This is a genomic window from uncultured Algoriphagus sp. (genome assembly GCF_963974835.1).
In the GTDB taxonomy this organism is placed as follows: Bacteria; Bacteroidota; Bacteroidia; order Cytophagales; family Cyclobacteriaceae; genus Algoriphagus.
Genome location: NZ_CAXBET010000003.1, coordinates 362,495 through 378,156 on the forward strand (window position 1 = coordinate 362,495; position 15,662 = coordinate 378,156).

Here is a 15,662-nt window from a genome sequence, read left to right on the forward strand (position 1 = left end):
GCAATGACAGATAACTTAAACGAGCAGCAGGCAATCCCTGTCTCAAAAGTGCAGCGGGCTGCCAAATTCATCTCTACAGGAGCAAAAGTAGGTGGGAATTATGTAAAGCATTACGCGAAAAAAATGGTGAATCCCGGAATGGACAGGGAAGAACTCCACAAGAATAACGCATCGGATATTTACTCCTCGCTCAGTCAGCTAAAAGGCTCTGCCCTGAAAGTAGCGCAGATGATGTCCATGGATAAGAATCTCTTGCCTAGAGCTTATCAGGATAAATTCACCATGGCGCAGTATTCTGCTCCACCCTTGTCATATCCACTTGTCGTCAAGACTTTTCAGAAATATTTCAGTAAATCACCAGATCAGATTTTTGACACATTCACCCGCTCTGCGGTTAATGCCGCATCGATTGGGCAAGTGCATAAAGCAACATTGGGAGATAAAAATCTCGCAGTGAAAATTCAATATCCTGGAATTGCTGATTCAGTAAGTTCGGATTTGAAATTGGTAAGACCGTTTGCTTTACGGATTTTGAATATGAATGAAAAAGAACTGGATCACTATATGGCCGAAGTGGAGGAGAAACTTTTGGAGGAAACTGATTATGTACTTGAAGTACAGCGTTCCCGAGAGATTTCAGGAGAATGTGGGCATATTCCTAATCTTAAATTTCCTGTTTATTACGATGATCTAAGTGCAGAAAGGATCATCACGATGGACTGGATTAAAGGGGCACACATGAAAGAATGGTTGGCAACAAACCCCAGTCAGGAATCAAGAAATCAGATCGGTCAGGCGCTATGGGAGTTTTATCACCATCAGGTGCACAATCTGAAGCAGGTTCATGCAGATCCTCATCCCGGAAATTTCATAATTCAGGAAAATGATCAATTGGGAATTATAGACTTTGGATGCGTGAAAGTAATTCCAGAGGACTTCTACCAAGGTTATTTTGCATTGATCAAAAAGGACTTACTCATCAAAAACAGTGAACTTGATCAAGTGTTTTTTGATCTGGAATTTATTTCCGACAAGGACAGTCCTGAGGAGCAGGAGTATTTCAAATCAGTATTTAAGGAGATGATTTCTTTATTAGGGAAGCCTTTCCATGTAGATAAATTTGACTTCTCTGATGATAGTTTCTTTGAGAAAATCTTTGCGTTGGGAGATCGTGTTTCAAATGATAAGCTATTCAAAAAGTCTAATCAGGCTCGTGGTTCCAGACATGGTTTGTATGTGAACAGAACTTATTTTGGGCTATATAATTTGCTAAACCAGCTGCAAGCTGAAGTGGTAACCACGAAGCCGGCGTGGTTGGAGAATTAGAAAAAGGTTATCAAATAAGTGCCCCCAATAAGTATCTAACTTTTGGGGGCACTTTAGGAATTGCTTCCCTTGTCTTACTAACTATTTGGCAGAGTAAGTGACTCTGTAAATCACTCCTGCCATATCGTCGGAAATAAGAAGGCTTCCATCTTTCATTTCTTGGACGTCTACTGGTCGGCCCCAAGCTTCTTGAGTCCCTTCGTCTAGCCAGCCTGTAGCAAAATCCTGTTCACCAGAAGCATTTGATCCATCTATATTCAAAGAGGTGATAACGTACCCTGATTTCTTACTTCTGTTCCAAGAACCATGTTTGGCAATAATTACTTTGCTTTTATATTCTGCAGGAAACATACTTCCTTCATAGAATCTCATTCCTAGAGGAGCAACATGAGCGCCCATTTTAGCAGCCGGAGCTACATAATCACTTGCAGGACCTCCTTTGTCACCAAACTCTGGGTCTTTTACAGTTCCTTCGTGCCAATAAGGGTAGCCAAAATGCTGACCTGCTTCTGAAATATGATTCAATTCACAATTTGGAACATCATCTCCAAGCATGTCACGACCATTGTCAGTAAACCACATGTCTCCTGTTTTTGGATCCCAGTCAAAACCTACGGAATTTCTTACTCCATGCGCCACGATTTCTGGAGTTGGATTTGGCGAGTTTACATCCAATCTGGTGATGGATGCAAAGATTTCATCTTCTGATTCACAGATATTACAGGGAGCTCCTACAGGCACATATAGCAATCCATCCGGGCCGAAGGCTATAAACTTCCACCCATGATGGGTTTCAGTTGGGTATTTGTCATAAACGACCTCATATTTCGGTGCATTCAGATTATTTAATATGTCTTTAAAGCGAATGATTCTACTCACCTCTGCTACATAGAGATCGCCATCTTTTAAGGCTACCCCATTTGGCATTTCTAGATCTTCGGCTAATATGAATTTTGTATCAGCTTTCCCATCGCCATTCTCATCAATGACAGCATAAACATTTCCTTCTTGTCTGCTTCCTACGAAAACAATCCCTTCTTCAGAGATTGCCATCTCACGCGCGTTCGGTATGTCCGCTGCCCACACATCTATTTTAAAATTTGAAGGTAACGTGATCTTGTCAAGCTTCACCTCTGCGGAAGCATTGCTGATGTTTCGCTTATTTGCACTGTTTGGCGTTGTAAAATTTTGAGCTTCAGCTTTTTGATTTTGCTCACATCCAAATGAAAATAGGGTAATTCCTATTCCGAGGACAGTTGAAAATTTAGATAGATAGTTCATAATTGGGTGTTTCTTTGATGTAGTAAGTTAATAAACATTCAGAATGTTTGGGAATGAAAAGGTTATGAACGGGTTAATGGTTAATTTTGCGCCATGTTATCGATTTCCAATCTCTCTTACTTCATCGGTGGTCGTCCATTGTATGAAAATGCGAACTTACACATCAAGCCTAAGGACAAGATTGGCCTAGTAGGTCAAAACGGAACAGGTAAATCCACCTTATTGAAAATTATCAATGGGGATTATCAGCCAAGTTCCGGAGAAGTTCAGAAAGCCAAGGACTGTACTATCGGATTTTTAAATCAAGACTTGCTTTCTTACCAGTCAGACGATAGTATTTTGAATGTGGCGTTGGCTGCTTTCAAGGAAACTTTGGCACTTCAGGATGAGATCGATGAAATCCTGAAGAAAATGGAAACTGACTATTCGGATGAAATGATCAATAGATTGGCATTTCTTCAGGAAAGATTCGAAGCGCACGAAGGGTACACGATCAAAGCGAAGGCTGAGGAAGTACTTGAAGGTATTGGTTTCAAGTCTGCGGACTTGGAAAAGCCTTTGCGGACGTTTTCCGGGGGGTGGAGAATGCGTGTGATGCTCGCCAAGCTTTTGCTGGAAAAGCCATCCTTACTTATGCTCGATGAGCCAACCAACCACCTGGATCTTCCTTCCATCGAATGGGTCGAGAACTATATGAAAAATTACGAGGGAGCGGTTATCGTCGTTTCCCATGATCAGACCTTTTTGGATAATTGCATCAGCAGTACGGTGGAGGTCGCAAACCACACCTTGACGCTGTATGCTGGAAATTATTCCTTTTATAAAGCCGAGAAAGTGGAGCGTATGGAAATTCAGCAGAATGCGTATGAGAATCAGCAACAAATGATCAAGCAGACTGAGAAATTTATCGAGCGCTTCCGTGCCAAGGCGACTAAATCAAACCAAGTTCAATCCAGAATAAAAGCCCTGGACCGTCTCGACCGCGTGCATGAGGTAGTGAGCGATGAGGTTTCTGTTAATTTCAAGTTTAAATTTTCCAAGCAGTCCGGGCGGGATGTGATTACTCTTGATAATATATCAAAGGCTTACGGAGATAATGTGATTCTCAAAAATACGACTGCCAGAATTGAAAGAGGAGATAAAATTGCTTTGATTGGGGCAAACGGAAAAGGTAAATCCACTTTGCTCAGAATCATTGATGGGTCTGAAAAAAATGTATCTGGAAGAAGCGAAGGGTATAATGTTATCAAATCATTCTTTGCGCAGCATCAGCTGGAAGCGCTGACACTGGATAATGAAATCCTACAGGAAATGGCTCAGGCCGGAAGTGCCAAGTCTGAGATGGAGCTCCGTGGAGTTCTAGGATGTTTTTTGTTCACCAACGAGGATGTTTTTAAAAAAATCAAAGTATTATCTGGCGGTGAAAAATCTAGAGTAGCGTTAGCCAAGACGTTGATTTCAGAATCAAACTTTTTGCTTCTCGATGAGCCGACTAACCACTTGGATTTCCAGTCTGTAAATATCCTGATTCAAGCGCTTCAGCAATACGAGGGAACATTTGTGACCGTGTCCCACGATAGACATTTCATCAGAGGTGTCGCCAATAAAATTTGGTACATAGAGAATCATGAGATCAAAGAATATTTGGGGACTTATGCAGAATATGAGGCATGGCGTGAAAAGCAAGCACCTGTAGCTCAAGAGCAAGCAGTGCAGAAAGTCGATAAAAAAGAACAACCAAAACCTAAGGCTCCTGTAAATAATCCAGAAGTGCAGCAGGCAAAAAAAGACCTTCGTAAGCTAGAAGAGGAACTGGAGCGAGTAGAGAAGGAAGTGGAAAAGTTGGAAGAGAAAAAGCTAGAGTTAGAGCGAAAAATGGCGGATCCAGAACTATATTCCCGAGAAGATGAGGCTCAGGAAATCCAGGAAAACTATCAAGGAATTCAAGCCAAGTTGAAAGCATCAAATGAGCAATGGGAAGTATTGGTAGATAAAATTTCCAATCTGCAAGAGGTTCTTTCCTAGTAAAAACAGATTTGGTCTTCATTTTGCCTATTTTTCAGGATGAAGACCAAATCCCTTTTTTTAAGTTTTTTGCTGAGTCTTTCAGCTATTTTCCAGCTATTTGCCCAGCAACTGGAGGACAAAGTATACAAAGAGCATATTCAATCCGTACGATTGTTTCCCGCTGGAGCAACCTTTGATGCGTCGATAGATGCGCCGGTGGTTCCTTTGAGATCTGGAAAGCCATTGGTTCTGCTGTTCGATGACTTGGCCTATGATCCTGAGTTGTACACTGCCAAATTGATTCATTGTGATGCAGATTGGCAGAAGTCTCAATTGAAAGACAATGATTTTTCCCTGGCATACAACGAATACAATATCCAGAACTATGACTATTCGGTCAATACCCGGATACCATATATCCATTACCGGTTTGAACTGCCTCAAGTAACAAAGTCAGGAAATTATATAGTGAAAGTTTACCGGCAACGCGATGAATCAGATGTAATTTTGACTAAGAGATTTATGGTTTATGAGGAGATTTTTAAGGTAGGGGCGGAGGTAGTTCCTGCTTCACAGACGGCTGAGAGAAGAACATCCCAGCAGATAAATGTTGTAGTAAATTACTCAGCTGGTGAAGTGACAAACCCAGAAGGACAGATAAAGATTTTTATGCGCCAAAATCAGAGATGGGATAACGCAAAGTATTTGGCCAAACCTACTTTTATGAATGAGAGCTCCAAAATCCTGCGGTACGAGTCATTTGATGGTGGGAATACATTTGATGCTGGAAATGAATTTCGATTTGTTGACTTGAGATTTATCAGAGCAAATGGAGTCAACATAGCGAATATGAGAGTGGAGCCAGATGTTATTTTCGCTGATGGAGTTATTGATAAGCCCAAACCGGAAACAGCTTATTCGCAATATTTAGACTTAAACGGTCAGTACCTAATTGAAACTAAGGACCGTCCTGGAGGAGATCCGGAAATAGAAAGTGAGTATATGTTAATGACCTTTAGGGTAGCTATTGAGCAAAGTACTAATCCTGTTTACCTTTTAGGATCATTGACAAATTCGGGAAAGGCGGCAGAATCTAAAATGGAATGGGATTCTAAAATGGGCGTGTACACAACCTCCATTTTAGCAAAGCAGGGCTGGTATGATTATCAATATGCCTATTTAATCAACGGTGAATTTAAACCTGAATCTTTTGAGGGGAGTTATTTCGAAACGGAGAACGAATATGAGGTCTTGGTTTACTTCCGGAATTTAGGCTCACGCTATGATCAGCTTGTAGGTTATGTTTACCTACATCCAAATCGAAGACGTCTTTAGATAAAGCGTCTTTAATCGACTAAAAGAAAAAATCCCTTCCATTTTTCGGAAGGGATTTTTTTATGATTCTTCAGAAGAAGGATCCGTTTCCTCATCAGCGGCTGGGGCGACGTTTTCACGTGTACGCTCATTGCTTGGCTTATAAGGAACAAATCCTTCTCTTTTAAATTTATATGTAGTAGTTCTTGGGCCAGTCGGGTGATTAGCCAAATCCAGCATACCAAACCCTTTGTGGGTGAAAGCACCCAATCCACACTTGAATACAAAGTCCTGTACTTCAGGCGCAGCATATAATGTGATGGGAAGTGTGTAGCCTCTCACTTCGTACTTGACATCCATGTCGTAAACGGCATAAATTCGGGCAAATTTCTTCTGAGCTTCTTTAAGCTTATTTACATAAACCATGTCAGGAACCACTTGAAACTTATAGAAAGTTTCCATTTGCTCCGCAGTATACCAACCTGATCGCTCCATTCGTGTGAGCGTAGATTCATAAAGCAAATCCGAAAATTCGTCGCTATCCGGGCTAATGAATCGTTTACCGGCTTCCTCGTTGAATGCAGGAGTTATTAATACTAAAGGTGAAATACAAACAAATTTGTTTGAAGTCTCCAACACTGGTTCTACTTCGATTTCAGTGTATTCAGGAACCATAATTAGGTTGCCAAGCTCGATTTTTGGGGTGGCAAAAACCTGCTCTAGCAGATAGTCCATGAAGTCTTCACTTTGTGAAGATAATACTAGGGTAACTAAACTGGAATAGTAATGCAATCCACTTCTACTCACTTTAGTCTGGCCTTTCAAACCAGAAAAATTGAAGTAGTTATAATTGTAAAACTCTTCTCTTCCACCTTTCACAATAAGTCCTTTAAGAAATTGTGCCAGTATATACTGGTGATGAAATGGTAAATAGGAACCCTTGTTTTTTAGGGAAAATATTAGTCTAACTCTCACGGTAAATTAAAAATAAAATGAGACAATAAATAAGATAAAATTGTAACGTTCGGGGTGAATAAGCAATTACAAAATTACCATTTTTTTTTAGAAACTGTTATACATTAAATCTAAAATGCATAATGTCACCGTCCTGAACTACGTATTCTTTGCCTTCGATAGCTATTTTTCCGTTCTCTCGGCAAGCGGCTTCAGTTTTGAATTTCTGATAGTCAGCGAGTTTGATTACTTCAGCTTTGATAAAGCCTCTTTCAAAATCAGTGTGAATAACTCCAGCTGCTGCCGGTGCTTTCCAACCTTTTTTGATCGTCCAAGCTCTAACTTCCTGGGGGCCTGCGGTGAAATAGGTAATCAGGTCTAGTAGTGAATACGCACCTCTGATTAATTTGTTTAATCCACTTTCTTCCAATCCATATTCACCAAGGAACATTTCTTTCTCTTCAGGGTCATCAAATTCAGCAATTTGCTCCTCTATAGCAGCACAAAGGACGATTACTTCAGCATTTTCATCTTTTACTTCCTCCTTTAACTTGTCTACATATTTATTGCCAGTTTGCAGACTGTTTTCATCCACATTGGCAACATAGATTACAGGCTTGATAGTTAATAGGTGAAGATCATATACTGCAAGTAATTCTTCTTTATCTACATCGACAGATCTTGCATTCTTACCACTGGTCAGTGCATCTTTGAATTGCAATAGGGTCTCCAGTTCCTTTTTGGCTTTTGCATCACCAGCTTTGGCGATTTTCTCCGTCTTCTGGATTTTTTTCTCTACCGATTCCAAATCCTTTAACTGAAGCTCTGTGTCGATAACTTCTTTATCGAAAATTGGGTCAACTCCACCTGCTACATGTACGATGTTTTCATCGTCAAAACATCGTATCACGTGAATAACAGCATCAACCTCTCGAATGTTTGCAAGAAATTTATTCCCCAAGCCTTCACCTTTGCTTGCGCCTTTTACTAAGCCGGCAATATCTACAAATTCAATTACTGTAGGTAGAACTCTATTTGGATTAGCAAGGTCTTGAAGTATCTGAAGTCTCTTGTCCGGTACGGTAACAACACCCACGTTAGGTTCAATAGTGCAAAAAGGGAAATTAGCTGCCTCAGCTTTCGCACTTGATAGGGCGTTAAACAGAGTGGATTTCCCTACGTTTGGAAGTCCTACAATGCCACATTGTAATGCCATTAATTTTTTATTTTATTTTAAATATTCTATAAGATTTATACCCTGTGTAGAACTCCAAAATGAATACTCTAAAAATGGTATAAACTGGTATAGCAAAAATCATCCCGACTACTCCGCCAATTTTTGCCCCGGCAAAGATAACAACAAAAATTTCAAGAGGATGCGCTTTCACAGATTTAGAGAAAATCAAAGGTTGCAAAAATAAATTATCGGTAATCTGGACAAGACCAAAGACTGAAAGAATCTTAACTATGAGGTAATTTAATTCGGAATTGGTTTCAAAAGTCCCTGAAGAAATCCCAACAATAATTCCGAAAGTAGCACCAAGAAGTGGACCTGCGTAGGGTATTAAATTTGCTACTGCAGCAAACAGGGCTATAGTCAAAGCATAATCCACTCCCATAATGGTGAGTCCAAAACTAGCTAAGGAAAATATAGCAAGCATCTGGAGCAAAAGCCCCGAAAGATAATTGGATAATAATTTTTCTACTTTGGTGAATGTAGCTACCGAAAGCTCAAAATAGGGATTGGGAATAAGGTTGAGCAGGTTTCTGCGGAGCAACCCATTTTCCAAAAGCAGGAAAAAGCTAATAAAAGCAATTGCCATAGTACCTATAAAAAGGCTGCTTGTGGTATTGATCACTCCACTGATAAAGGTGGTGAAATCAAACTCTTTGATCATCTCGATCATGCTATTTTTCAGGCTACCAAATAAATGTCCTGGTTTGCCTTCCAATAATTCATGTCTCAAGAGAAAACCTTCCACTCTACTCACAGGAAGTTGTACCTGTTCATATATTCCGTTTAGATCCAGCTCACTTAGGATGATTATTTGATTATTGATAAGTGGGAAAAAAAGGAAACTTAGTAATACAAGCAGCAGAATAATAGCGGAGAATGAAAGAAGTATTGCTAGCCATCGGGGAATATGCTGTCCTAAAAGGTGGAAATCATTGAGATGATTTGTAAGGGGACGCAGCAATGCTGCCAATATTAAAGAAATGACTAGGTAGAGTGTGATATTGGAGAAATACCAACCGAAAAGCAGAAATCCTGCAATAAATAAAATAAGGTAAATGAAAAAGCGCTGCATATTCTGAAATAATAAAAGGAGACATTTCTGCCTCCTCTAATATACTATTTCTCTATTTTGAAACTATAATTTCGATAAATCGAAGCGGATTATTCCCACTTTAGTTCATCGTTGTATTCTGTTTCTTCTTTTTCATATTGTTCAAAATCAACGTCAGGTAGAAGCTCATTTTTCACATGATCAACTGCCTCGTTCAATGCTTCAGAAAACTTGAAGAAATCCTCTTTGTAAAGGAAGATTTTATGCTTTTCGTAAGTGAAGTTCTCACCGTTAACTTTTCTCTTACTTTCAGTAATAGTCAGATAGTAGTCGTTTGAGCGAGTTGATTTGACATCAAAAAAATAAGTTCTCTTACCTGCTTTTACTTTTTTAGAGAAAATCTCTTCTCTGTCATAGCCTCTTTGATCGTCCACAATTCTATTTTTTTATAAGTATAAGGTTGGTTAAAATACGACCCAAGATAAAACAATTAGATTCTAGAATTCAAATCTGAATACTAATTATTTTACAAAATAGGTCTTTTTAGATACTTAAATACTCCGAATAAAGGATTAGTCCTAGCTTTTAGTAAGTAAAATAGCCTTATTCTCCGTGCATCATGGCTTTTTTAGCCAACAACTCTTCTTCAGTTTCCCTGTGATCAGGGTCATCTACACAGCAATCTACAGGACAAACAGCCGCACACTGCGGCTCCTCATGGAATCCATTACATTCTGTGCACTTATCCGTAACGATATAGTAGAATTCGTCTGATACTGGATCTTGTTTCTCATTTCCATCGACCACAGTACCGTCTTCTAAAGTAACTTCATTCAAACTAGTACCGCCACCCCAAGTCCACTCTACACCACCTTCATAGATGGCAGTGTTTGGGCATTCTGGTTCGCATGCACCACAATTGATGCATTCGTCGGTAATCATTATAGCCATAACTTCAATTATTTAAAGATCAAAAGTAACAACCTTAAAACTGTGAGGCAATAAAAAAGTTGTCATACTAACTAATTTAATTCAATTCTAAGGACGCTTCTTTTCAAAAAAGCTAAATTTGCGCCACTAATCCAAAATTATGAACCTATCCGAACGTATAGCTGCCTTTGTCGCTCTTGGAAGAGCAATCACAGATCTTAGCTTTGAGGAAAGAGAAGAATTACTGTGGAGAGCTGAGAACAATAACAATTGGTTTACCAAAGACTCAGTATCATCAGCACTTGCGGGAATTTCTTTTATGCTGTCACCTAAAAAGTTGGATGATTGGCTTTCAAGATACGATATAAAAGAAGTGAAAAGTTCAAGATCTGTAGGATTGATGCTGGCAGGAAATATCCCAGGAGTAGGTTTTCATGATTTGATGTGTGTGATACTGTCTGGACACCAAGCTGTAATCAAGCTTAGTTCTTCCGATGAGATTTTGATCAAGTGGATTATTAAAAAACTCTTGGAAATCGAGCCTAGATTGGAATCTCAGATTAGAATGAAGGAAATGCTCAAAGGTATGGATGCATACATCGCTACAGGAAGTGATAATTCATCCCGATATTTCAATTATTATTTTGGGAAATATCCACATGTAATCCGACAAAATAGAACTTCTGTGGCAGTATTGGATGGAAATGAAACAGCTGAAGATTACATTAATCTAGGTAAAGATATTTTTCAATATTATGGATTGGGATGTAGAAATGTCTCAAAGATCTTTGTGAAATCAGAAGATCAACTTCAAGAATTATTAGGCGCATTGGAGATCTATGCACCGATAGGGTCCCATCATAAGTATCGCAATAACTATGACTATAATAAATCCATTTATCTAGTGAATCTTGAGAAGCATCTGGATAATGGATTTTTGCTATTAAGGGAAAGTGAGAGTTTGGTATCGCCTATCTCTGTATTATTCTATGAAGTATATGATTCTGCAGAATCGTTAAATGAAAAATTAAATCATCAGGCTTCCAAAATACAGTGTATTGTAGGTAGAGGAGGGGATAGAGTGCCATTTGGGACAGCACAAAGTCCTGAGCCTTGGGAATATGCTGATGGAGTGGATACGATGGATTTTCTGCTTAAATTATCCTAGGTTTTTAATAGTCCCGCCTTTAATAAGTTTGACGCAAAATTTGCTTCCTTTTCCTTCTTGAGAGGTAATTTCCAGTTCTCCATTATTTTTCTGGATGTAGTCTTTGACTAACACAAGTCCAAGTCCTGTACCTGATTCATTATTCTGCCCTGAGGTAGTAAAGGAAATCCCACGCTGAATTTTACTCAGATTCTCCTCTGAAATTCCTTTGCCGAAGTCTTCAATGCAAATCTTTATGTATTTAGATTCTTCATGTATTGATATTTTGATTGGATGCTTCTTTTGGGAAAACTTAATAGCATTGTTAATCAGATTTCTTACCACTAGTTCGATCATGTTTTTGTCAGCCAAGACAAAGGTCTTGGGACAGTGATCTATCTGTATTTCAATTCTCTTTTCGTTAGCTATTCTTTCAAGTATGCCTTTCTGTTGAATTAGTATTTCATAAATATCAAATTCCTGCATGTTAATTGTTTCTCCACCTCTCAGCTGTGTACTAGACCAGGCTAAAAGATTTTCCAACAGAAGGGCTACTTGCTCCATGTTTTTAGAAACTGCAGGAAGCATCTCCATAAATTCATCCTTGGACACCAATCCGGTATAGGTAAGATAGATCAGTTCTTTGATTCCAAAAATTGGACCCTTTAGGTCATGGGAAATAATGCTGAAATACTTGTCTTTTAGATTGTTTAATTGCTGTAATTCAATCGCTTGTGTTTTTAGGGTCTCATTTTGAAGTTTTTGTTTTGTGATATCTTCAAATAATAAGATGAGCCCATTGTAGCTTGATTTTTTGTCTATCAGAGGGATTGTTTCAATTTGATAGACTTTTTCATATTCTTTATATGAAAAGTTACTTTCGATGACCTTAGCTTCCTTGCTTGCAATCAAATGAAGCATGTGTGGAAAATTATTAAATGTTTTTTCTGCCCGAGATCCTATTTTTAATTTTTTGGACGAAATATTAAAGTTCAGAAAAGCGGGATTGAAATCTACAATCTTCGATTGAGCATCAAGTACTAAGACTCCTCTTGTCATAGCTTCCATTACTTTATTTCTAGCAATTGGCTTGATGTTAAAGAGTTGGTACTTGAGGATAGCAAATCCCAAAATCAAGTATGTTAGCAGAAATGCAAAAGGAGTCAGATCAATTGATTCAAATGGCCTAAAAATATGGGTTTTATAAAAAAGGTTGAAAACCAAAGGAATTAAGCCTGCGGATAGCATGAGTCTGGTCTGAGTCATAAACAATTGGCCAGAAGAGCGAAATCTAATCCAGATGATCAAGTTGCCAAGTAAGAACACAAAATATGTGTATAGCAAGTTTACATAATACCATGGTCCTATTTCGATCTTCGCAGTTGGAAATGGACCTGAATTGGAGACATTGAATGATTTGTAAAACAAATGATGATAATCATTGGAAAGCACCAAAAGATAGGTAGTGAAAGGGATCACTAAAATACTGGTTAGTAGTAACCCATAATTTTTTGATTTGTGGCTAGTATATTTTAGGCTAAAAATCAACCAGAATGCCCCAATCAATGAAATACCAATGTATTCCAACTTGATGAAAAACATTATTGCCTCACTGGTGGATACACTAAGCTCCATTCCATAGAAAAATCCCCAAATGGCAGCGCAAAGCATGGTAAGTGCAATCCACCTAGTTGCTTCTTCGACTTTAAAAATGATGTTTATAGAAATTCCTCCTACGAGTAAGCCAGAGAATATAAGTATAATTGAAAATGGATTAAAGATGAATTCCATTTAAGAGAACTTCAGTAGGTGGGTAGAAACCGCAATTTAACTATTCCAGACTATAATTATAGATGACGATTCATGTCAACTATTATTTTGCCAAATAATTGAAAGATTTAGGGGCTGATTGTATAGCTCGGTTAGACTTTATTTCCAGCTATCCCAAATGTGGAATAAACAAAGGAAAGTAAAATGGTTTTAAATAAGGGAAAGCTTACTCCTCGTTGATGAAATGGTTACCTATTATTGGGCTAACTTCCTATATTTGCGGTCGATAAAACTCGAAACTTTTACCCAAAAAAAAAATCCCTATACAATGGCTTTTGATATTGAAATGATCAAAAAAGTGTATGCCAGATACCCAGAACGTATCGAAGCGGCCCGTAAGGCTGTAGGGCGTCCACTTACTTTGACTGAAAAGATTCTTTACGCACACTTAAGTGAAGGTGCTGCTTCACAGGCATATGGCAGAGGCGTTTCTTACGTAGATTTTCAACCAGACAGAGTTGCTATGCAAGATGCCACTGCACAAATGGCTTTGCTTCAATTTATGCAGGCTGGCAGAAGTCAAGTAGCAGTACCATCCACTGTTCACTGCGATCACTTGATTCAGGCTGAGGTAGGAGCGGACCAGGATTTGATTAAAGCAAAAGATAAAAACAGAGAAGTTTATGATTTCCTAGCTTCTGTTTCCAATAAATATGGACTTGGTTTTTGGAAGCCAGGTGCGGGTATTATTCACCAAGTAGTGCTTGAGAACTATGCGTTTCCAGGTGGAATGATGATCGGTACTGATTCCCATACGCCTAATGCAGGTGGGCTTGGAATGGTTGCCATTGGGGTAGGAGGAGCTGATGCATGTGATGTTATGGCTGGTCTACCATGGGAACTAAAATTTCCAAAGTTGATAGGTGTGAAGCTTACTGGAAAACTTTCTGGTTGGACTTCTGCTAAAGATGTAATTTTGAAAGTAGCTGGAATTCTGACCGTGAAAGGTGGAACTGGCGCTATAGTTGAATATTTCGGTGAAGGAGCAAAATCCCTTTCCGCTACAGGAAAAGGCACTATCTGTAACATGGGTGCTGAGATCGGAGCTACTACTTCAATCTTCGGATACGATGAGAAATCTGCTGCCTATTTGGCATCTACAGAGAGAGCTGATGTGGCCGAATTAGCTAACGGAATCGCTGAGCACCTGACTGGTGATGATGAGGTTTATGCAAGTCCAGCTACCTATTTCGATGAAGTAATCGAAATCAATCTCTCCAAATTGGAACCACATGTGAATGGACCTTTCACTCCTGATTTGGCTTGGCCAATATCTAAATTTGCCGCTGCAGTAAAAGAAAATGGCTGGCCGGCAAAATTAGAAGTTGGATTGATCGGATCTTGTACCAACTCTTCGTATGAAGACATTTCCCGAGCAGCTTCACTTGCTCAGCAAGCTGTAGATAAAAAGCTTGTTGCAAAATCTGAATATACTATCACTCCTGGATCTGAGCAGGTTAGGTTTACTGTTGACAGAGATGGCTTTTTGGATACCTTCGGCCAAATGGGCGGTGTAGTCCTAGCAAATGCTTGTGGACCTTGTATTGGTCAGTGGGCACGCCATGGAGCAGAAAAGCAGGAGAAAAACTCCATCATCACCTCATTCAACAGAAACTTTGCGAAGCGTGCCGATGGAAATCCAAACACGCACTCATTCGTGGCTTCGCCAGAGATCGTAACTGCATTGGCTATTGCAGGTGATTTGACATTCAATCCGATGACAGATAGCTTAATCAACGAAGATGGTGTTTCTGTGAAATTGGATGAACCAAATGGACTTGAGTTGCCTACCAAAGGATTTGCTGTTGAAGATGCCGGATATCAGAAGCCAGCAGAAGATGGCTCAAATGTTAGTGTGGCAGTGAGCCCAACTTCAGACCGTCTTCAATTATTGGATTCATTTAAGCCATGGGAAGGTACTGATCTTAAGGGTCTAAAGCTTTTAATCAAAGCGAAAGGTAAGTGTACAACTGATCACATCTCTATGGCTGGACCATGGTTGAGATTTAGAGGTCACTTGGACAACATTTCCAACAATATGCTAATCGGTGCAGTGAATGCTTATACTGATGCGACTAACTCTGTGAAAAATCAGTTGACTGGTGCATATGGAGAAGTGCCTGCTACCCAGCGAGATTACAAAGCAAACGGAATAGGTTCTATCGTCGTAGGAGATGAAAACTACGGAGAAGGATCTTCAAGAGAACATGCAGCCATGGAGCCTAGATTCCTTGGAGTACGAGCTATTTTGGTTAAGTCTTTTGCCAGAATTCATGAAACTAACCTGAAAAAACAAGGTATGCTTGGGTTGACTTTTGCTAACCCTGCTGATTACGATTTAGTGCAGGAAGATGACTCAATTGATATCGTTGGCTTGACTACATTTGCACCTGGCAAACAATTGCAAGTGGTATTAAATCATGCAGATGGATCAGTAGATACTATCCAAGTGAATCATACCTACAATGAGGGACAAATAGAATGGTTTAAAGCTGGATCAGCACTTAACTTGATCAAAGCGAAAGCCTAATAAGTCAAAACTTATGTTAAGCCGTAACGATTTCGTTACGGCTTTTTTTTTCGCA

At 39.3% G+C, this 15,662-nt stretch carries 12 protein-coding genes; 5 read left to right on the forward strand and 7 right to left on the reverse strand.

Annotation, left to right across the window (positions count from 1 at the left end):
- The first annotated feature begins 3 nt into the window (after positions 1–3).
- A complete protein-coding gene (locus AACZ73_RS09610; RefSeq protein ID WP_339877343.1) occupies positions 4–1,326 on the forward strand; it encodes an AarF/ABC1/UbiB kinase family protein in 1,323 nt (440 codons plus the stop codon).
- A gap of 81 nt (positions 1,327–1,407) precedes the next feature.
- Here the strand turns inward: AACZ73_RS09610 and AACZ73_RS09615 are convergent, their stop codons facing one another.
- Positions 1,408–2,607: a PQQ-dependent sugar dehydrogenase gene (locus tag AACZ73_RS09615; RefSeq protein WP_339877344.1), complete on the reverse strand. Its 1,200-nt coding sequence runs from the start codon at positions 2,605–2,607 to the stop codon at positions 1,408–1,410.
- A 93-nt stretch (positions 2,608–2,700) separates the two neighbouring features.
- Between AACZ73_RS09615 and AACZ73_RS09620 the strand changes: the two genes are divergently transcribed.
- Together AACZ73_RS09620 and AACZ73_RS09625 are read left to right on the forward strand one after the other, a co-directional pair.
- A complete protein-coding gene (locus AACZ73_RS09620) occupies positions 2,701–4,632 on the forward strand; it encodes an ABC-F family ATP-binding cassette domain-containing protein (RefSeq protein WP_339877345.1) in 1,932 nt (643 codons plus the stop codon).
- A gap of 39 nt (positions 4,633–4,671) precedes the next feature.
- A complete protein-coding gene (locus AACZ73_RS09625; protein ID WP_339877346.1) occupies positions 4,672–5,949 on the forward strand; it encodes a type IX secretion system plug protein domain-containing protein in 1,278 nt (425 codons plus the stop codon).
- Between the two features lie 60 nt (positions 5,950–6,009).
- On the opposite strand, the gene cas6 is transcribed toward AACZ73_RS09625, so the two are convergent.
- The 5 genes from cas6 to AACZ73_RS09650 form a co-directional block, all read right to left on the reverse strand.
- Positions 6,010–6,903, reverse strand: a complete 894-nt coding sequence (gene cas6 / locus AACZ73_RS09630; RefSeq protein WP_339877347.1) for a CRISPR-associated endoribonuclease Cas6 — start codon at positions 6,901–6,903, stop codon at positions 6,010–6,012.
- Between the two features lie 97 nt (positions 6,904–7,000).
- On the reverse strand, positions 7,001–8,098 hold the full coding sequence (ychF, locus tag AACZ73_RS09635; protein ID WP_339877348.1) for a redox-regulated ATPase YchF: 1,098 nt from the start codon (positions 8,096–8,098) through the stop codon (positions 7,001–7,003).
- A 7-nt stretch (positions 8,099–8,105) separates the two neighbouring features.
- Positions 8,106–9,191: an AI-2E family transporter gene (locus AACZ73_RS09640; protein WP_339877349.1), complete on the reverse strand. Its 1,086-nt coding sequence runs from the start codon at positions 9,189–9,191 to the stop codon at positions 8,106–8,108.
- 89 nt (positions 9,192–9,280) lie between these two features.
- Positions 9,281–9,604 (reverse strand): DUF3276 family protein, encoded by a 324-nt coding sequence (locus AACZ73_RS09645; protein WP_339877350.1) that lies wholly within the window; start codon positions 9,602–9,604, stop codon positions 9,281–9,283.
- 169 nt (positions 9,605–9,773) lie between these two features.
- The gene (locus AACZ73_RS09650) at positions 9,774–10,121 is read right to left on the reverse strand and encodes a 4Fe-4S binding protein (protein WP_320897401.1); all 348 of its coding nucleotides are present in this window, start codon (positions 10,119–10,121) and stop codon (positions 9,774–9,776) included.
- Between the two features lie 139 nt (positions 10,122–10,260).
- On the opposite strand from AACZ73_RS09650, the gene AACZ73_RS09655 reads away from it, so the two are divergent.
- Positions 10,261–11,268 (forward strand): acyl-CoA reductase, encoded by a 1,008-nt coding sequence (locus AACZ73_RS09655; RefSeq protein WP_339877353.1) that lies wholly within the window; start codon positions 10,261–10,263, stop codon positions 11,266–11,268.
- Here AACZ73_RS09655 and AACZ73_RS09660 read toward each other — a convergent pair.
- A complete protein-coding gene (locus AACZ73_RS09660; protein ID WP_339877355.1) occupies positions 11,260–13,038 on the reverse strand; it encodes a histidine kinase N-terminal 7TM domain-containing protein in 1,779 nt (592 codons plus the stop codon). The two genes, AACZ73_RS09655 and AACZ73_RS09660, sit on opposite strands and share 9 nt — an antisense overlap.
- 307 nt (positions 13,039–13,345) lie before the next feature.
- On the opposite strand from AACZ73_RS09660, the gene AACZ73_RS09665 reads away from it, so the two are divergent.
- Positions 13,346–15,607: an aconitate hydratase gene (locus AACZ73_RS09665; protein ID WP_339877356.1), complete on the forward strand. Its 2,262-nt coding sequence runs from the start codon at positions 13,346–13,348 to the stop codon at positions 15,605–15,607.
- Positions 15,608–15,662: the final 55 nt, after the last annotated feature.